Source organism: Chryseobacterium candidae (genome assembly GCF_004916905.1).
Classification (GTDB): Bacteria; Bacteroidota; Bacteroidia; order Flavobacteriales; family Weeksellaceae; genus Chryseobacterium; species Chryseobacterium candidae.
Map to the genome: position 1 here is coordinate 71,348 of NZ_SDLV01000003.1, position 18,133 is coordinate 89,480.

Here is an 18,133-nt window from a genome sequence, read left to right on the forward strand (position 1 = left end):
CTAATCTAAAATTTTAATTATTATTGTTATTGTTGTTGTTTTTTCTAGGTCTTCTGTTGTCTCTGTCTCCTCCTCTGTTTCCTCTGTCTGACTGACCTCCTTTTTTCTGTTGTCCCACTAGTGGAGAAAGTTCTCTTTTACCGTAAACTTCACCTTTCATGATCCAAACTTTTACCCCTAGTCTACCGTAAGTAGTGTGAGCTTCTGCCCAGTGGTAATCGATATCAGCTCTGAAAGTTGACAATGGAATTCTTCCTTCTTTGAAAGATTCTGATCTTGCCATCTCAGCTCCGTTTAATCTACCGGAGATTTGAACTTTGATACCTTCAGCACCCATTCTCATAGTACTTGCCATTGCCATTTTAACAGCTCTTCTGTAAGAAATTCTGTTTTCAATTTGCTTAGAAATACTATCAGCAACTAATACAGCGTCTAATTCAGGTCTTTTGATTTCGAAAATGTTGATTTGAATATCCTTACCAGTCAATTTCTTCAACTCTTCTTTCAATTTATCAACTTCCTGACCTCCTTTCCCGATGATAAGTCCCGGTCTAGCAGTAGTAATAGTTACTGTAACTAATTTTAAAGTTCTTTCAATATAAATTTTTGAAATACCACCTTTAGATAATCTAGCTTCAAGGTATCTTCTGATTTTGTAGTCTTCAGCGATTCTGTCTCCATAATCGTTTCCACCAAACCAGTTAGAATCCCATCCTCTGATGATACCTAATCTGTTACCAATTGGATTTGTCTTCTGTCCCATACCTTGATTAATTTTCTTTGTTACCTAAGATTAATGTAACGTGGTTAGATCTTTTTCTGATTCTATACCCTCTACCTTGTGGAGCTGGTCTTAGTCTCTTCAATTGTCTTGCACTATCCACAAATATTTCTTTAACGATAAGGTTTGCTTCCTCAATGTCAGCACCTTCGTTTTTTACTTGCCAGTTAGCCATAGCAGAAAGAAGTAATTTCTCTAACTTGTTAGAAGCATCCTTCTTAGAATATTTTAGGATATAAAGTGCTTTGTCTACCTGCTCTCCTCTAATGATATCAGCAACTAATCTCATTTTTCTTGGAGAAGACGGGCAATTATTTAATGAAGCTTTTACAACGTCTTTGTTAGCTTCTTTTCTTGCGATTGAACTATCTTGTTTTCTTGATCCCATGATTATCTGCTTCCTTTGTTTTTGTTACCACCATGACCTCTGAAAGATCTTGTTGGAGAAAATTCGCCTAACTTGTGACCAACCATGTTTTCTGTAACATAAACAGGGATAAAAGATTTCCCGTTGTGTACAGCAATAGTTTGTCCTACGAAGTCCGGAGAGATCATAGATGCTCTAGACCAAGTTTTGATAACTGTCTTCTTACCAGACTCTATATTTGCCTGAACCTTCTTATCTAAAGTATGATGAATGAACGGTCCTTTTTTAAGTGATCTTGCCATAATTATTTTCTTTTAGATACGATGTAACGGTTAGACACTTTGTTTTTCTTTCTAGTTTTGTAACCTTTAGCCGGTTTACCGTTTCTAGATCTTGGGTGACCTCCTGAAGAACGTCCTTCACCACCACCCATTGGGTGATCTACCGGGTTCATTACAACCGCTCTTGTTCTTGGTCTTCTACCTAACCATCTGCTTCTACCAGCCTTACCTGATACAGTTAATTGGTGATCTGAGTTGGAAACAGAACCAATCATTGCCATACATTCAGTAAGGATCATTCTTGATTCTCCTGAAGGTAACTTGATGATTGCATATTTCCCATCTCTGGAAGTTAATTGAGCTGAAGAACCAGCACTTCTTGCTAAAATTGCACCTTGTCCAGGCTTCATTTCAACACAAGAGATTACAGTACCCAATGGAATATTTTTCAATTTCATTGCGTTACCTACGTTTGGTTCAACGCTTTCTCCTGATACTACTTTCTGATCAACTTTGATACCGTTTGGAGCGATGATATATCTCTTCTCTCCGTCTACGTACTCTAATAAAGCGATAAATGCAGTTCTGTTTGGATCGTATTCTACAGATTTTACAGTGGCTTCAACGTTTGCTTTGTTTCTTTTGAAGTCAATAATTCTGTATTTCTTTTTGTGTCCACCTCCGGTGTAACGCATGGTCATTTTACCTGTTTGGTTACGTCCACCTGACTTTTTAATACCAACTGTTAGAGATTTCTCTGGTTTGTTGGTAGTAATTTCCTCAAAATTGTTTACAATTCTGAATCTCTGTCCCGGGGTGATAGGTTTTAATTTTCTAACAGACATTACTATTATTTATAATTAATAATTAATTTACAGCAAAAATATCGATAACCTCACCTTCAGCAAGTTTGATTACCGCTTTTTTCAATTTATTTGTCTTTCCTACTTGAAGACCTTTTTTAGTGTATTTTGAAGAAACCTTCGGAGCATAAATCATTGTGTTAACGTCTGCTACTTTTACACCGTAAGCCGCTTCAACAGCTTTTTTGATCTCGATTTTATTCGCCTTAGGATTCACTAAGAAAGAATAAGAACCTCTTAAATCTGTAAGGTAATTAGCCTTTTCTGAAATAACTGGTTTAATAATAACTGACATGATTTATTTCTTTAAATTTTCCTGGAATTTTTCAACTGCACCTTCAAAGAAAATAATCTCACCAGCGTTTACTAAATCGTAAGAACTGATCTCGTTGAAGTTCATTACTTTAGTTTTAGGCAAGTTTCTTGAAGATAAATATACATTCTTGTTAGCTTCAGGAAGAACGAATAAAGATTTTTTACCGTTAAGTTCCAATGCATTCAATACATTGATGAAATCTTTAGTCTTAGGAGCATCAAAGCTCACATCTTCTAAAACTTTAATGCTGTTGTCTCTCATTTTCTGAGATAAAACAGATTTCTTAGCTAATCTCTTAAGAGCTTTGTTCAATTTGAATCTGTAGTCTCTTGGTTTTGGTCCGAATACTCTACCTCCACCTCTGAATACCGGAGATTTGATATCACCGTATCTAGCAGATCCTGATCCTTTTTGCTTCTTAAGCTTTTTAGTAGAAGCCGTAATTTCGCTTCTTTCTTTTGCTTTATGAGTACCTTGTCTTTGAGCAGCAAGATACTGTTTAACTTCTAAGTAAACCGCGTGCTGATTTGGCTCAATTCCGAATACTGTTTCGTCTAGAGTTACTTTTCTTCCGGTCTCTTTTCCTGATGTATTTAATACTACTAGTTCCATTTTCTGATAATTACATAAGAATTTTTAGCTCCCGGAACAGCACCTTTTACTACTAAAAGATTTTGTTCTTGATCAACTTTTAACACTTGAAGGTTTTGAACAGTTACCTGCTTACCTCCCATTCTTCCAGCCATTCTCATCCCTTTGAATACTCTTGAAGGGTCTGAACCAGCACCGATAGAACCTGGAGCTCTAAGTCTGTTGTGCTGACCATGAGTTGCCTGCATTACACCTCCAAATCCGTGTCTTTTAACAACACCCTGGAAGCCTTTACCTTTTGAAGTCCCTGTTACGTCAACATATTCACCTTCAGCGAATAAATCAACTTTTACTTCTTCTCCTACTTTTACTTCATCAACGAATTCTCTGTAGAATTCAACTAATTTAGCTTTAGGAGCAGAACCAGCCTTTTTAAAATGGCCAGCTAACGCTTTACCAACGTTCTTCTCACTCTTGTCATCGAAACCTAACTGAACAGCTTTATAACCGTCTTTTTCTAAGGTTCTGACCTGTAAAACCGAGCATGGACCAGCTTGAATAACTGTACAAGGAATGTTTTTCCCTTCTTCGTTAAACAAAGATGTCATACCGATTTTTTTACCAATAATACCTGACATTGTTTATATTATAATAAAATTTATCCTTTATTTTTCCCATTTTTCGGAGGTCTGAAGCAATTTCTACTTTTGATATAGGCATACTACGCCCCTAAAATGAGTGTGCAAATTTATGAATAATTTTGTAACTGACAAATATTTTGACTAAAATATTTTGATTTTTAATCAATTAGATGATTTTGAAAAAATTCAGAACAAAATTCCCAACAATTTATTTTGATTTTTAAAAAGAAATTAAGATGAAGACCTTACTGCGTGATCACCTTCACCCCCACTTCTTCCAGCCCAGCTCTATCCTCAGCACAAATACCACTATCTGTTATAAGATAATCCACCTGATCCAATGCCGCTATCTTTCCGAATCCTTTCTTATTCAATTTTGAAGAATCCGCAAGAATCACCGTCTGATCAGCACACTCCATCATAATCTGATTCAAATGAGCTTCTGCAGCATTAGAAGTACTGATTCCGAACTCAGGATCAATTCCATCTACTCCCAGAAAAAGTTTATTACATGAAAATTGTTTTAGAATTCCTTCTGAAATAGAACCCACTATAGAAGTAGAGCTTTTTCGCACTTCACCTCCCAGCTGTATAATATTAATGTTGGGATTATTGCAAAGTTCAATAGCAACCCGTAAAGAAGAGGTCAATACCGTAAGCGGTCCAAAATTCACCAGCATCCTGGCAAGATAATGCATGGTTGTTCCGGATGCCAGTATAATGCAGTCATTTTCCTGAATCAATGACAGCGCTGCTTTTGCTATAACCTGCTTTGCTTCTACATTGATACTCTCTTTCTCCCCAACATTTTTTTCATAAGCATATCTTACCTGCTTACTCGCTCCTCCATGATTCCTGAAAAGAAGCCCCAGACTTTCGAGATAGTTCAGATCCTTTCGGATCGTAACCGAAGAAACATTGAGCTTTTCACATAGATCCTGAACAAGCACATATCCTTTCTCATTAAGCTCTTTAAGTATTTCATCCTGCCTTGGTAATAGCTTTTCCATTTTATTCGTTTCATCAAAATTATCGATTTTTTCCGACATGCTAAAATTTCATTTATTTTCTTTTTGCTTTCATTTTTAATTTATATATTTGAAAACGAAACATAAACGAAACATTTATGAAACGAAACGAAGAACTCAATAAATTAACCCAAGTAAAAGAATGGGACTTTATAGTCATAGGAGGAGGAGCCAGTGGTTTAGGTTCAGCATTAGATGCAGTAAGCAGAGGATTCAAAACATTATTGCTAGAATCTTATGACTTTGCAAAAGCAACATCCAGCAGAAGTACCAAACTGGTACACGGCGGAGTTAGATATCTCGCTCAGGGAGATGTCGGATTGGTAAAAGAAGCATTGAAGGAAAGAGGATTACTAGCAAAGAACGCTGCTCATATCGTAAAAAATCAGTCTTTCATCATTCCAAACTATACATGGTGGGGAGGAATTTACTATAAAATAGGATTATCTGTTTATGACTTTCTTGCCGGAAAACTGAGCCTGGGTAAAACGAAATACATCAGCAAAGCGAAAACAGTTGAAAAGCTTCCCACTATTGAACAAAATCACTTAATGAGTGGTGTTGTTTACCAGGACGGACAGTTTGACGATGCCCGACTTGCAATCAACCTTACCCAAACTATTATTGAAAAAGGGGGAAGTGCTGTTAACTATGTAAAAGTAACTAACCTTTTGAAAGATGCTTCCGATAAAGTAATAGGTGTAGTTGCAGAAGACCAGTTTTCTAAGCAGCAATATCAGATACACGGTAAAGTAGTCATCAACGCTACCGGCGTATTTACGAATGACATTCTTAATATGAACAACCCTAAGCATGGTAAACTTGTAGTACCAAGCCAGGGAATTCACCTTGTGCTGGATAAATCCTTCCTGAAAAGTGATGATGCTATCATGATCCCTAAAACATCAGATGGCAGGGTTTTATTTGTTGTTCCGTGGCATGACAGGGCTTTAGTAGGAACCACAGATACTCTTTTAAAGGATGAAAGCTTTGAACCCCGTGCACTGGAAGAAGAAATCAGCTTTGTTTTAAACACAGCAAGACAATATTTAGCAAAAAAGCCCACGCGTGAAGATGTAAAATCTGTTTTCGCAGGTCTTCGTCCGCTTGCAGCTCCTAAAGACGGAAGCAAAAGCACAAAAGAGGTTTCCCGAAGCCACAAAGTCATTACTTCAGAGACAGGATTAGTTTCTATTATCGGAGGAAAATGGACTACCTACCGTAAAATGGCAGAAGACACCGTAGACGAAGCTATTAAAGTTCACAGATTGGGAAATACCCCATCAAAAACAGAACATCTTTCTATCCATGGAAATGTAAAACCCGAACAGGTAGACAGAACCAATCATCTGTACGTGTACGGCTCTGATATTCCAGCCATCAGAAAATTACAGGAAAGTAACCCGCGTTATGCTCAAAAGATCCACCCGGATCACCCTTTCACGGTAGCAGAAGTGGTATGGGCTGTAAGAGCAGAAATGGCAGAAACCATTGAAGATATTCTGGCAAGAAGAGTACGCTTACTGTTCCTCGATGCAAGAGCTGCTATAGACAGCGCTCATAATGTAGCAAGAATCATTGCTGAAGAGAAAGGTTATTCTGAAGAATGGTCTCAGCAGCAGGAAAATGAATTTATTGAACTGGCAAAAGGATATTTATTAACACCTTATTCCCCTAAAGTTATCAACCTAAATTAGCACTATATACATGAATGAAAAGCTTATCCTCGCTCTAGATCAGGGAACAACTTCCTCCAGAGCGATTCTCTTCAACCATAGTGGAGAAATTAAGTATGTATCTCAGAAAGATTTCAGACAGATATTTCCTACTCCGGGTTGGGTAGAACACGACCCCAATGAAATCTGGTCTTCACAGATATCCGTAGCCGCAGAAGTTATTGCAAAAGCAGGTATCTCCGGACTGGAAGTTGCCGCTATCGGAATTACCAACCAACGTGAAACTACCATCGTCTGGGATAAAGAAACAGGTGAACCTGTCTACAATGCTATTGTATGGCAGGACCGCAGAACTTCAAAGTATTGTGACGAACTGAAAGAACAGGGGCATACAGAAACAATCAAAGAAAAAACAGGACTTGTTCTGGATGCTTACTTTTCAGCAACCAAGTTAAAATGGATCCTGGACAATGTAGAGGGAGCAAGACAAAAAGCTGAAGAAGGAAAACTATGTTTCGGAACAGTTGATACATGGCTTGTATGGAAACTGACCCGTGGAAAAATGTTTATCACAGACGTTTCCAATGCGAGCAGAACAATGCTTCTGAATATTCATACTTTAGAATGGGATAATGATTTATTAGAATTATTCAACATCCCTAAAAACATTCTCCCCGAAGTAAAGCAAAGCAGCGAAATATACGGAGAGACTGCTACTACTCTATTCTCTACCAAAATTCCTATTGCAGGTATTGCCGGTGACCAGCAGGCTGCCTTATTCGGACAGATGTGTACCACTCCCGGAATGGTAAAAAACACTTACGGAACAGGATGTTTCTTATTAATGAATACAGGAACGGAAGCCGTTTCTTCCAAAAACAATCTTCTAACAACCGTAGCCTGGAAAATCAATGGAGAAGTCAACTATGCTCTTGAAGGAAGTGTATTCGTAGGAGGCGCTGCTATTCAATGGCTGAGAGACGGCCTTAAGCTTATTCATTCTTCTGATGAAATCAATAAACTGGCAGCTTCTGTACCAGATAACGGTGGCGTTTACTTTGTCCCTGCGCTGACAGGTCTTGGCGCTCCTTACTGGGATCAGTACGCCCGTGGAACAATTGTAGGAATCACCCGAGGAACAACTGATGCACATATTGCAAGAGCCACCCTGGAAGGAATTGCATTTCAGGTTTATGAAATTGTAAAAGCGATGGAAGCAGATTCAGGAAGAGCAAGTCTTGAATTAAGAGTAGACGGCGGTGCTTCTGCCAGCGATCTTCTGATGCAGATACAGTCTGACCTGTTCGGTTTCAAAACCACAAGACCTAAAACACTTGAAACAACAGCATTAGGAGCAGCTTATCTTGCCGGACTAGCTGTAGGATACTGGAAAAGCATTGACGAAATCCAGGAACAATGGATTGTAGACAAAGATTTCCATCCTCAATTAAACAGAGAACAAGTGGATAAAATGACCCACTTCTGGAAGAAAGCTGTAAAAAGCGCTCAAAGCTGGATAGAAGATTAACTCACTTATCAAAAAAAAACTTATATGACCCCATTTATTGCAGAAGTTATCGGAACGATGCTTCTTATACTGTTAGGCAACGGTGTTGTAGCCAATGTTGTCTTAAAAGATACGAAAGGAAATAATTCCGGATGGATTGTTATCACTACCGCATGGGCACTGGCCGTATTTGTGGGGGTAACCGTTGCAGGGCCAATAAGTGGGGCCCATCTGAATCCGGCTGTAACCATTGGTCTTGCAACTGCAGGAAAGTTTTCGTGGGATCTGGTTCCCTCTTATATTGCAGCCCAAATGATCGGCGGAATGCTGGGTGCATTTTTAGTATGGCTGTTTCATAAAGATCATTTTGCCATCACGGAAGATGAAGGCGCAAAACTGGCATGTTTCAGTACAGGCCCGGCGATCAGAAAAACATCATCCAATCTTATCAGTGAGATTATCGGAACATTTGTACTGGTATTCTGTGTCTTCTATTTTGCCAATCCAAGCATTACTTTACAGGCAGATCCAACGGCTAAAGTAGGATTAGGTTCTATTGGAGCAATCCCCGTTACATTTGTAGTCTGGGCAATAGGCTTATCTCTTGGAGGAACTACCGGATATGCCATTAACCCGGCAAGAGATCTTGCACCAAGAATTATGCATGCCATTTTACCTGTAAAAGGAAGCAGTGACTGGAGCTACGCGTGGATTCCGGTAGTAGGTCCGATTACAGGAGCTATTATCGCAGCAGTACTATATGGATTTTTAAAATAAACACATGATGAGAAAAATCTTAAAAGGGATCTTCTTTCTTGTTTTAGGAACAGGAAAGCTACTTTCACAGGAAAATACTGAACCCAAGGCAACGAAAGAAGGAAGACTTGATTTTACGGCCAACATTCAGAACAATCACTTATGGAGAGGTCTTATTATTACTGATAAACCTGTTGTAATGGGAAATCTGTCGTATGCCCTGGATGAAGAGAAAAAATGGAAGGTAGGAATCTGGGGAGCATCTGCACTGGCGGATGATAAAGACAACACCCATTATAAAGAGATCAATTATTATATTCAATATTCTGACGGTCGTTTTTATATTGGGTTATGGGATCTTTATAACTCCAGGAACATCAATACTGCAGTAGCTGCAGATGATATTTTCAGTTATTCACAGAGAAGAACTGCTCATATTATTGATTTAAGAACCAACTATACTTTCGGGCCGTCATTTCCGATCAATATTGAAGCTGATATCATGCTGTACGGAGGAGCCAATGCAGGAGAAGTTATTCTTGAAGCTGACGGAAGCTACAAAAAGAACAGATATTCTACCTATGTGCAGGCAAGCTATCCTGTTATTAAGGGACAGAAAGTAAATCTGGATGCATTTGTAGGAGCCGGATTTGCTCTCAATGACAAAACGTTTTTATACGGCAATGGCCAAAACAGCTTTGACATCGTAAATGTAGGCGTAAAAGCCGGAAAAACTGTTAAGATTACGGATCATTACAGTCTTCCGGTATCCATGATGGCCATGTGGAATCCATCCAATAAGTTTGCAAGGATTCAGCTTGCAGCCACCGTTTTTTAATCTGATTTTAACTCAATGATAAAAAGCCACTTCTTTAAGGAGTGGTTTTGTTTTGATGAAACACCTTCCAGCCAAAGAAAGTAAACCGTTTTGCAACTCCATTATCCAGGCCTTCTATTTGATAATTTACAACAACCGTGTTTTTACAGTGAATGTTTTCCTTAAAAATCTTTACTTTTGAAAAAAATATCTATGAAAAAGTTTTTCAGTGTAATGATTCTGTGCATCAGTATTTTTACATGGGCACAGCAGACAGAAGTTCCATTTATTGGATACAGAGCTTTTGATATTATGAAAGGATATAGCGGTACTGGTACTCCTCATTATTATCTGGATCTAAAAAACAATGGTGATGTGCATTTTGGATACGTCCAGGTGAATCAGGCGAGCGGAGAAGAAACAACGGAGGAAATCAATGCCGGAAAATATGCTCCGAATAAGGTAATGAAAGTGGTCTTTAAAAAATATGAGGAAACATTTTTCGTGAAATTTGATAAAGATAAAATCTACCTTACCGATGAAAAAGGAAACGTTAAGAATCTTGAAGGCTGCTGCTCATCCACTGAGAGCATCAATAAAGAAACCTGTACATGCGAAAGCGAATTTTTAAAGTAGTACAATAATATACAAAGAAAGCCATTCCATCCGGGGTGGTTTTTTTGTTGTGAGATATCATCCTGAAATTGCAAAAGGATACTATGATAATTTTCCGTCTGCAAAAACTTTATACATTTGTTACAGTTCATCTTCATATAGTCGAGTCTCATGTTCCAATCACCGGGATTTTACGGTATATATTCTGCCAAAATATCTTTAATTTTGAAAAGTCATTTTCACCGATGAAAAATTTAAAAATTTTATTTCTATTTCTTTTGTTCCTTATTGCGTCATGCAACAGGAAAGAGAATCATCCTTACACTTTTTATTACTGGAAAACCAAACTGAAGCTTGATAATGCAGAAAAGAAAGCATTGGATAAAGCAACAGTTCCTTATTTGTACACCAGATTCTTTGATGTAGATAAAGTGAACGGAAAATTTCAGCCGGTAGCAGTGATTACCAAAGACCAGAGTTTTCAGACAGGCAAGAATATCGTTCCTACGGTTTTTATTACTAATCAGACCTTGTTGGATATCTCTGCAGAAGAGATCCGATTTCTGGCAGAAAGCATTCAACTTTTAATTCAAAAGAAAGCAGAAGAATATCACCTGAAAACCAATAATGAAATTCAGATCGACTGCGACTGGACCGCCGGAACACGAAATGATTATTTTAAATTTCTGAAAGAACTCAAAAGAATTTCCGGAAAAGAAATTACCTGTACCCTTCGTCTTCATCAGGTGAAAGACAAAAAGCAGACCGGAATTCCTCCCGTCGGGAAAGTATACCTGATGTGCTACTCTACTTCGTCACCTCTTGAAAACTCTGATAAGAATTCTATTCTGGATGTTAATATTCTGAAAAGTTATCTTTCGAAAATAGAAGATTATCCTGTCAAAAATATTGAAGTGGCACTTCCGATTTATTCGTGGGGAATTGTTACCAATCATTTGGGTAAACATAAACTGATTAATGCATTATCCAAAAAAGATCTGGAAAACCCTGATTTTAAAAAAATATCTGACCAGGAAATTGAAGTGTTGAAAGATGGCTTCTATTTCGGAAGTTATTTGAATAAGGGCTTCAAAATAAAGACAGAGGAAATATCCGAAGAACAAGTTAATGACGTTATTGAGTTTTTACAGAAAAAAATCCCACGTTTTAATATTATTTATTATCAATTAGATAGTAAATTTGTGTCAGACCGGAAATTTTAATCTCTAAGAGATAGAGGCACACTTGCCAGAACACTACATCATACAATATTAAAAACTAAAAAAACACTGCACACCCTATGAAAAAGTATATTCTTTCACTTGCGGTTGTATCACTTTTCTATACACAATCTGATGCCTGCGCGTGGTCAGATCCTGATTATGATTACTTCAACCTTTTTACGCAAACCATTATCAAGGACAAGGCTTATCTTCCTTTTCTGCATAATTACTCAAGCAGGTTTTATGGAGGATATAACTCAGCACTGATTCCTGATGACAATGTGGAAACCTGGAAAAAGTTCTTCAACAATCAGCTGAGCTATTCTGAAACCCAGAATCTGGTGTATAAAATAAGCATGAACGACCTGAATGCTTTAAAGAACGGAAATCCTTCCAACCCTCTTTTACAAAAACTGGGCACCGGCTTTTACCAGAAATATAAGGAAGGAATTGATTATCTGATTGAGGCCAAGTATCTTGAGCCTTTTATGAGCATCAATTATATAGAAAGTGAAAACTCATTCTATTACGACAGAGATACGAGCAGAAAAAATGCTACAGCTCTTGATTACAATAAAACGATCGCTGCTTTAACCTCGTTATACAATGCGGCGAGAAATCCTGAAATCAAACAGCGTTACGGATATCAGCTGGTACGCCTGAATCATTATACAAGAAATTACGATTCTGCCGTGCAGGCTTTCAAGACCTATGTTGCTCCCATCAAACTAAAAGGAACAGTTTACTTCATGTCTCTGGACCAGCTGGCAGGAGCACAAAGAGGACTGGAAATGAACAGTGATGCCAACTGGAACTTCTTTCAGGTATTTATGAACAGCAAAGACCGTAAGGAATCTGCTTTTGTCTCGATGAAACTTTCAGACACCGCATCTTTCAGCAATATTCTGAAAAGAGCCAATACGAATGAAGAAAAAAATATGGCTTATTTCCTGTTAGGATACGAGGAATTCAACAATCCTGTTCCGATGATGGAAAAGATGTATGAAATTGATCCTGATTCCGAAATTCTGAAGGTAATGGCCGCCAGAAGTATCAACGAACTTGAAAGAAGTTATCTGCCTACCTATTACTATACTTCCGATGCTCAAAAAGCAGCTAAGAAAGAAAATTCAACGGATAATTCCACAAAAGATAAATCTACAGATCAAACAAAAACTGAAGTAAAGGAAGAAAAACTTTCTTTCTGGCAGAAAATTGTAAGATTCTTTAAAAATCTTTTCGGAGGTTCGAAATCTGACAAAACTGGCGATAATGCTAAAGCTGACCAGAGTGATGACGAACTGTTCAGCAACCCGGACAGAATCCCTTTCTACACCAGACCAGATTATTATTATGACGAGAAAACACAGGACTTCCTGGACAGCCTTGAAAAGTTCACAGATAAAACAAAAGAAAAGTCTAAAGACGAATACTGGCAGATTGCAGATGCTTATCTTAAGTTTTTAAAGAAAGATTATAAACAAAGTTCTGAAATTCTGAATGACATTAAAACGACCAATCCGGAATATCTGGAAGAAATCAAAAGAATGAAAGTTCTGAATGATATTGTTTCCCAGCCGAAAATTGATGCCGAATATGAAGATCATCTGATGAAAGACTATGCGGAATACTTCGTAGAGAAAAAGGTAGAAAAAGATACAACAGCTGCAGCTCAATTCGATTATTATGGCGAAGTACCTTCTACGGCAGATTTCCTTAAGGATGTTATTGCGAACCGTTACTTCCTTCAGGGTGAAGACGGAAAATCATTCCTGATGAATAATAAGCTTTCGGACCTGCAGTACAACCCGAATTCCAGTCTGGTAAAAAGCGTGGAAGAGTTTTACAGAAAGCCAAATAAAACCCAATTTGAGCAGCAGATCATCGCGAAAAACATGGACAGTGTAGGTAATATTGATGCCTTTTTCAGTACTATTTATGGAGACAGAGCGATGAGACTTGCCGATTTTGAAAAGGCGAAATCTTATTATGAAAAAGCAAAAAGCTTTGCTGGCATTCCAAGACAGAATTATGAATGGACAGAAAAGAATGGCCAGACCATCACTCCAAAACAATATACTCCTGCAGAATACAACGGATTTAAAAATATCTCCAATCTTGTCTTCGGACATAATGTGTGGGAAAGTTTCGGAAGCCCCGATACCGAAAGTATGAAAGCAGAAAATTATACAGATTTCCCTTTCATCAAAACAAGTATGGATAAACTTGAGCTGGCAGATGCATTGATTCAACTGAAAAAGATTGGAAATGGCACAGGTGAAAAGGCTGCAAAAGCCAATCAGCTTATCGGAAACTTATTGTACAATACTTCTATTTTAGGATATTACCGTCAGTTGTTCGTTATGGATATCGACAACAGCAACGGAGGCAAATATGATTTCTGGAATACGGACAGAAAGAATCCTTACAAGTATTATTATAAAAACTTCCTTGATACTTCTTATATTGAACCAGATAATTTTGACCTGTCAATCAATTATTATCAAAAAGCACTTAAGCTTTCCAATAATAAAGAGGAAAAAGCAAGAATCTTATTCCAGATGGCAAGTGCTGAACAGGGTAAATATTATCAGTATGAAGCAAAAGCACCAAAAGATTTTGATTATTCTGATCCGAAATGGTCTGAAAAAGAAGATGCCCGCCAAAAGGAAATGGACAATCTAAAAAACCAGAAGTACAGAACCTATTTTGCTCAGCTGAAAGCTCAGTATTCCGATACCGAGACAACAAAGAACTTAATGGGAAGCTGTAGTTATTTTAATTATTTTATGAGATAATCTTTTAGATATAAAAATAAAAAAGGAATCAATTAGATTCCTTTTTTTGTTTCTTTTTCTGCAGCCATTCTTCATGTTTTCTTTTGAAGAACTCATATTTATAGTCATGATTTCTTTCCGCAGCATCAATAGAATGGGAAGTATGAATATCTGCATCTTTTTTGGCAAGCTCTCCCAGCCTTTCATAGTAGATATGGAGCTGATCCAGTTCTGCTTCTGTAAGGTCTTCAATATCCACAATACGATTGCTTGCTTTTTCGTGAGCCGCAATAAGTTCATTGAGTTTAATCTGTATGGCTTTGGAGTCTTTGTTCTGAGCTTTCTGAATCAGGAATACCATCAAAAAAGTAATGATTGTAGTTCCGGTATTGATTACCAGCTGCCAGGTTTCGGAATAATCAAAAAAAGGTCCGGTTACCGCCCATAGTACTACGATAAGAAAAGCTCCTATGAAGGCATATGGGCTTCCTGTAAATTTTACAGCCCAGTTTGAAAATTTCTCAAAAAAGCTATGGTTCATTTTTCCCATCATCGTTGTTTTATAGATTGATTAAATGTATAAAATTAACAGGAATCAGGGATAATAAATACTGACAAAAAAAACATTAAAACAGAAGTCTGTCTTAATGTTTTTTAATTAAAATTGATATGAATGATTGAAGTTATGTTATTTGATTTTCCCTGGGAAACGGTATTCCAGGTTTTGTTTTTCTTCTGCTATGATACTTTTTCCGATTTGAGCAGGTGAAAAAGTTTTGGGATACAATGTATTATTCCAATGATCTTTCCAGGGAGAAATATTACCCCAAGAGTATATGCTTATGGGATTTGTATAATGTTTTTCAATATTTTCCCTGGCTGTTTTCAGTTCTTCTTCGGATAAATGTTCTTCGGAACATGAGACTAAACCGGCTAGGGCAATCAATGATAAGACTAGTGTTTTGATAATTTTCATACTATTTTTTTGTGTTAGAATTTATAGTTTACCTGTACAGCAAAGTTTCTTGGCTGAATCTGATCAATATATCCTCCTCTGAAATAAGAACTGTATCCTACACTATCAAAGATATTGTTAAAGAACACTCTTATTCCCATTCCATTTTTCAGTGAATATCCTGCCTGAGCATCCACTGTGGTATATTCCGGCATATCGAAAGGTTTATCTCCAGGTTTCACACTGTTCAGGTGACCTGCTGTAAATGTCTTCTGAGTCCATTCGTCAACCGGTCTTTTTCCAACATAATAAATTCCTGCTCCTATATCAAGTCCCGATAAAGTACCCTTATTGAATTTATAATTCAACCACCCGTTTGCGGTGTGTTTAGGAGCGTTCATGGGAGCGGATCCGTTCATATAAGCAGGGCTGTCCTGGTATTGAGCATCCAGATATGCCCATCCTGACATCACCTGAAGGTTTGGAAGAATTCTTCCGATCAATTCTACTTCCACTCCTTTTCTTCTAAGATTTCCTGCAAGGCCATACATCGTTTGTTTGTTGATGACAACAGGGTTATAGTTTTCGTCAAGAATAGTGAAAGACAGGTGATCAGTTTTAATGTCAAATACTGTAACATTAAATCTTAAACGCTCATTAAACCAGTCTGATTTAATACCAGCTTCCCACTGTTTAGTCATTGATGGGCCTACTCTTCCTCCATCTAAAAGGAAGTTATTGGAAGATCTTAAAGAGGTTGTAGTGGTATATGATCCAAATACATTAACGTTTGGAAGTGGTGAAACAATCAATCCGAAATTAGGATTCCATGTATCTACAGACTCATTGGCAGATCCGTTCAGTCTGCTGTAACGAAGTCCTAAATGTGCCTTTACATATTTCCCGATAGTCATCACATCCTGAGCCATTGCACCGATACTTGGAGTTAAAATAGCATTTGATCTTCCCAGATTTTTATAGATGACATTTACCGGAAGCTGATTTGGAATGCTTCCGTTTACTACGTCAAAAATATCAAGTGGATTAGCCGCATAGGTTATGTTTCCTATTTTTGTGGCACGTGCAGTAATTAAATTACCGGGTGCGATTGAGTTTTTATATGCTTCGTAGGTTGTAGATGAAGTTTCAGTTTCTCTCCAGTCAAAACCAACCTGGAATGTATGGTTGATAAACCCTGTTTTTATCTGTTCTCCGATGAAGTCTAACTGTAATACTCTATTGATATCTTCACCCTGTGATTTTCCAATGGTACGTTGTCTGATATTATAGTTGGTTTCACCTGCGGGTAATGATACGGATGAAGCTTCAGAGTCTGTATTACTAACAGAATTAACGAAAGCAGCTCTCACTTTTAATTTATCCGTAAGGTTACGTACAATCGTAGTGGCAAAGTTGAAAGTCTCAGCTTTTGAATAATCGGATGCATATCCTAAGAACTTACCTTTGGGCATATGATACAATGCTTCTACAGTTCCCGGAGCAAGATTTATTGTTCCTCTGTCCGGCGTCCTTTTATCATGAAGATAATCCATTTCCACATTAATGTATGTTTTATCATCCGGACGGAAAGCTATTGATGGATTTACGTAGATTCTTTCTCCCTTTACATGGCTTCTGAATGAATTGTTATTCTGATAGGCACCATTGAATCTTACAGCAACTTTGCCCTGAGAATCCAATACTCTCTGGAAATCTACCGTAGGTCTGTAAAAATCCCAGCTTCCGTAACGGAATCCTACATTGGTCTGGTCAATAAACTGTGGTCTTTTTGTTACAACATTGATAACTCCTCCTGCAGATCCCAATCCATTTCCTATTCCCTGGCCAATGGCAGCAGATCCTTTGATTACCTGAATACTTTCCACTCCCTGCATATCTGTAATCATCCCTGCAGTACGGAAATCTGAATCCAGCTGAACACCGTTTTTCAGTACGGGAACGCCACGATATCCTCTTATGGACATACTCTCGTTTCCTCCACCATAACTAGAAAATAGAGTTACTCCCGGAACGTTTTTGGCAACATCAGTGACTGTAAGTGCTCCTAATTCTTCAATTGCTTTATGGGAAATTACTGAAATACTCTGAATCTGGTCTCTGGTTTTCAAAGGCAATCTCGTGATTGCATCAAGACCTTGCGGCTGTTTCTTTTTTTCACCAAATAATTCTACTTCTTCAATTTTCTTGTGTTTAATTGAATCATTTACTGTCTGTGCATTGGCCAGAACTCCACCCAATACAAGCAGAGAAAAGGATACTACTTTATTCATCTGATAATTTTTTACAAAATTATTATTTTTATTAATTCTAAATAAATAAAGAAGTGTGACATATGTCACCATGAAAAGCCCTGTTAATATCAGATCATTAATCCAATAAGATGACTCATTACAATCATCAAACAGATCTGATCTATTATTAAGACAAATCCTTTAAAGCTTCTTTATGATTACAGAAATTTCAATTCAAAAAAGCAGATTTAATGCATTACAAACCTGCCTTTTTGCTATTGATGTAGTTATATAAAATAGCATATACATAAAAAAATCCGTTCCTAAAAAGGAACGGATTGTATAATCATTGCAAAGTATGCATTTATCACACTTTAATTTCAACGTCTACACCTGAAGGAAGTTCTAATTTCATTAGAGCATCAACAGTTTTAGAAGAAGAAGAGTAGATATCCATTAGTCTCTTGTGAGCTGAAAGTTGGAACTGCTCTCTTGCTTTCTTGTTTACGTGCGGAGATCTCAATACTGTGAAGATTCTCTTATTCGTTGGCAATGGAATTGGACCGTTTACAACAGCACCAGTAGCCTTTACCGTTTTTACGATTTTCTCAGCAGACTTGTCTACCAAGTTGTAATCGTAAGATTTTAGTTTTATTCTGATTCTTTGTGACATTTCTTTAATTTAAA

The 18,133-nt window shown here is 37.5% G+C and carries 18 protein-coding genes and 1 pseudogene; 7 read left to right on the forward strand and 12 right to left on the reverse strand.

From position 1 onward, the window contains the following. Positions 1-13 precede the first annotated feature (13 nt). From rpsC to EK417_RS01145, 8 genes are all read right to left on the reverse strand, one after another. Positions 14-763: a 30S ribosomal protein S3 gene (gene rpsC, locus EK417_RS01110; protein WP_034694675.1), complete on the reverse strand. Its 750-nt coding sequence runs from the start codon at positions 761-763 to the stop codon at positions 14-16. A gap of 7 nt (positions 764-770) precedes the next feature. After that, positions 771-1,169 (reverse strand): 50S ribosomal protein L22, encoded by a 399-nt coding sequence (rplV, locus tag EK417_RS01115; RefSeq protein ID WP_002983214.1) that lies wholly within the window; start codon positions 1,167-1,169, stop codon positions 771-773. 2 nt (positions 1,170-1,171) lie between these two features. After that, the gene (gene rpsS / locus EK417_RS01120) at positions 1,172-1,450 is read right to left on the reverse strand and encodes a 30S ribosomal protein S19 (RefSeq protein ID WP_002983209.1); all 279 of its coding nucleotides are present in this window, start codon (positions 1,448-1,450) and stop codon (positions 1,172-1,174) included. Between the two features lie 2 nt (positions 1,451-1,452). Next, positions 1,453-2,274: a 50S ribosomal protein L2 gene (gene rplB, locus EK417_RS01125; RefSeq protein WP_136521089.1), complete on the reverse strand. Its 822-nt coding sequence runs from the start codon at positions 2,272-2,274 to the stop codon at positions 1,453-1,455. Positions 2,275-2,296: 22 nt separating this feature from the next. Next, positions 2,297-2,587, reverse strand: a complete 291-nt coding sequence (gene rplW, locus EK417_RS01130; RefSeq protein ID WP_002983204.1) for a 50S ribosomal protein L23 — start codon at positions 2,585-2,587, stop codon at positions 2,297-2,299. Positions 2,588-2,590: 3 nt separating this feature from the next. Further along, on the reverse strand, positions 2,591-3,220 hold the full coding sequence (gene rplD, locus EK417_RS01135; protein ID WP_034694672.1) for a 50S ribosomal protein L4: 630 nt from the start codon (positions 3,218-3,220) through the stop codon (positions 2,591-2,593). Then, the gene (rplC, locus tag EK417_RS01140; protein WP_002983195.1) at positions 3,211-3,837 is read right to left on the reverse strand and encodes a 50S ribosomal protein L3; all 627 of its coding nucleotides are present in this window, start codon (positions 3,835-3,837) and stop codon (positions 3,211-3,213) included. Before rplC ends, rplD begins: the two co-directional genes overlap by 10 nt. Before the next feature lie 248 nt (positions 3,838-4,085). Then, on the reverse strand, positions 4,086-4,850 hold the full coding sequence (locus tag EK417_RS01145; protein WP_076597031.1) for a DeoR/GlpR family DNA-binding transcription regulator: 765 nt from the start codon (positions 4,848-4,850) through the stop codon (positions 4,086-4,088). A gap of 116 nt (positions 4,851-4,966) precedes the next feature. On the opposite strand from EK417_RS01145, the gene EK417_RS01150 reads away from it, so the two are divergent. From EK417_RS01150 to EK417_RS01180, 7 genes and pseudogenes are all read left to right on the forward strand, one after another. Beyond that, complete coding sequence (locus EK417_RS01150; RefSeq protein ID WP_136521090.1) at positions 4,967-6,565, forward strand: glycerol-3-phosphate dehydrogenase/oxidase; 1,599 nt, start codon at positions 4,967-4,969, stop codon at positions 6,563-6,565. 10 nt (positions 6,566-6,575) lie between these two features. After that, positions 6,576-8,072, forward strand: coding sequence for a glycerol kinase GlpK (gene glpK / locus EK417_RS01155; RefSeq protein WP_136521091.1), 1,497 nt, complete (start codon positions 6,576-6,578; stop codon positions 8,070-8,072). Between the two features lie 21 nt (positions 8,073-8,093). Next, positions 8,094-8,828, forward strand: a pseudogene (locus tag EK417_RS01160) (MIP/aquaporin family protein); the annotation flags it as partial. Positions 8,829-8,832: 4 nt separating this feature from the next. Beyond that, complete coding sequence (locus EK417_RS01165; RefSeq protein WP_110366426.1) at positions 8,833-9,645, forward strand: hypothetical protein; 813 nt, start codon at positions 8,833-8,835, stop codon at positions 9,643-9,645. A 192-nt stretch (positions 9,646-9,837) separates the two neighbouring features. Beyond that, entirely contained in the window at positions 9,838-10,260 is a 423-nt protein-coding gene (locus EK417_RS01170) for a hypothetical protein (RefSeq protein ID WP_110366597.1), read from the forward strand. A gap of 224 nt (positions 10,261-10,484) precedes the next feature. Beyond that, positions 10,485-11,462: a hypothetical protein gene (locus EK417_RS01175; RefSeq protein WP_136521093.1), complete on the forward strand. Its 978-nt coding sequence runs from the start codon at positions 10,485-10,487 to the stop codon at positions 11,460-11,462. A 77-nt stretch (positions 11,463-11,539) separates the two neighbouring features. Next, positions 11,540-14,260, forward strand: a complete 2,721-nt coding sequence (locus EK417_RS01180; protein WP_136521094.1) for a hypothetical protein — start codon at positions 11,540-11,542, stop codon at positions 14,258-14,260. Between the two features lie 28 nt (positions 14,261-14,288). On the opposite strand, the gene EK417_RS01185 is transcribed toward EK417_RS01180, so the two are convergent. The 4 genes from EK417_RS01185 to rpsJ all read right to left on the reverse strand — a co-directional run bounded on the left by EK417_RS01185 (position 14,289) and on the right by rpsJ (position 18,119). Next, positions 14,289-14,792, reverse strand: a complete 504-nt coding sequence (locus EK417_RS01185; protein WP_438830134.1) for a low affinity iron permease family protein — start codon at positions 14,790-14,792, stop codon at positions 14,289-14,291. Positions 14,793-14,927: 135 nt separating this feature from the next. After that, positions 14,928-15,215 carry a hypothetical protein gene (locus tag EK417_RS01190; RefSeq protein WP_136521095.1) on the reverse strand — a complete coding sequence of 96 codons (288 nt, stop codon included), beginning with the start codon at positions 15,213-15,215 and terminating at the stop codon, positions 14,928-14,930. A gap of 14 nt (positions 15,216-15,229) precedes the next feature. Then, positions 15,230-17,485: a TonB-dependent siderophore receptor gene (locus tag EK417_RS01195; protein WP_136521096.1), complete on the reverse strand. Its 2,256-nt coding sequence runs from the start codon at positions 17,483-17,485 to the stop codon at positions 15,230-15,232. A 328-nt stretch (positions 17,486-17,813) separates the two neighbouring features. Beyond that, positions 17,814-18,119 carry a 30S ribosomal protein S10 gene (gene rpsJ, locus EK417_RS01200; protein WP_002661363.1) on the reverse strand — a complete coding sequence of 102 codons (306 nt, stop codon included), beginning with the start codon at positions 18,117-18,119 and terminating at the stop codon, positions 17,814-17,816. Between the last annotated feature and the right edge of the window lie 14 nt (positions 18,120-18,133).

Coding starts and splice junctions, on each gene's coding strand:
- rpsC (WP_034694675.1), bottom strand. CDS start 763: ATGGGACAGAAGACAAATCCAATTGGTAACAGATTAGGTATCATCAGA.
- rplV (WP_002983214.1), bottom strand. CDS start 1,169: ATGGGATCAAGAAAACAAGATAGTTCAATCGCAAGAAAAGAAGCTAAC.
- rpsS (WP_002983209.1), bottom strand. CDS start 1,450: ATGGCAAGATCACTTAAAAAAGGACCGTTCATTCATCATACTTTAGAT.
- rplB (WP_136521089.1), bottom strand. CDS start 2,274: ATGTCTGTTAGAAAATTAAAACCTATCACCCCGGGACAGAGATTCAGA.
- rplW (WP_002983204.1), bottom strand. CDS start 2,587: ATGTCAGTTATTATTAAACCAGTTATTTCAGAAAAGGCTAATTACCTT.
- rplD (WP_034694672.1), bottom strand. CDS start 3,220: ATGGAACTAGTAGTATTAAATACATCAGGAAAAGAGACCGGAAGAAAA.
- rplC (WP_002983195.1), bottom strand. CDS start 3,837: ATGTCAGGTATTATTGGTAAAAAAATCGGTATGACATCTTTGTTTAAC.
- EK417_RS01145 (WP_076597031.1), bottom strand. CDS start 4,850: ATGGAAAAGCTATTACCAAGGCAGGATGAAATACTTAAAGAGCTTAAT.
- EK417_RS01150 (WP_136521090.1), top strand. CDS start 4,967: ATGAAACGAAACGAAGAACTCAATAAATTAACCCAAGTAAAAGAATGG.
- glpK (WP_136521091.1), top strand. CDS start 6,576: ATGAATGAAAAGCTTATCCTCGCTCTAGATCAGGGAACAACTTCCTCC.
- EK417_RS01165 (WP_110366426.1), top strand. CDS start 8,833: ATGATGAGAAAAATCTTAAAAGGGATCTTCTTTCTTGTTTTAGGAACA.
- EK417_RS01170 (WP_110366597.1), top strand. CDS start 9,838: ATGAAAAAGTTTTTCAGTGTAATGATTCTGTGCATCAGTATTTTTACA.
- EK417_RS01175 (WP_136521093.1), top strand. CDS start 10,485: ATGAAAAATTTAAAAATTTTATTTCTATTTCTTTTGTTCCTTATTGCG.
- EK417_RS01180 (WP_136521094.1), top strand. CDS start 11,540: ATGAAAAAGTATATTCTTTCACTTGCGGTTGTATCACTTTTCTATACA.
- EK417_RS01185 (WP_438830134.1), bottom strand. CDS start 14,792: ATGATGGGAAAAATGAACCATAGCTTTTTTGAGAAATTTTCAAACTGG.
- EK417_RS01190 (WP_136521095.1), bottom strand. CDS start 15,215: ATGAAAATTATCAAAACACTAGTCTTATCATTGATTGCCCTAGCCGGT.
- EK417_RS01195 (WP_136521096.1), bottom strand. CDS start 17,485: ATGAATAAAGTAGTATCCTTTTCTCTGCTTGTATTGGGTGGAGTTCTG.
- rpsJ (WP_002661363.1), bottom strand. CDS start 18,119: ATGTCACAAAGAATCAGAATAAAACTAAAATCTTACGATTACAACTTG.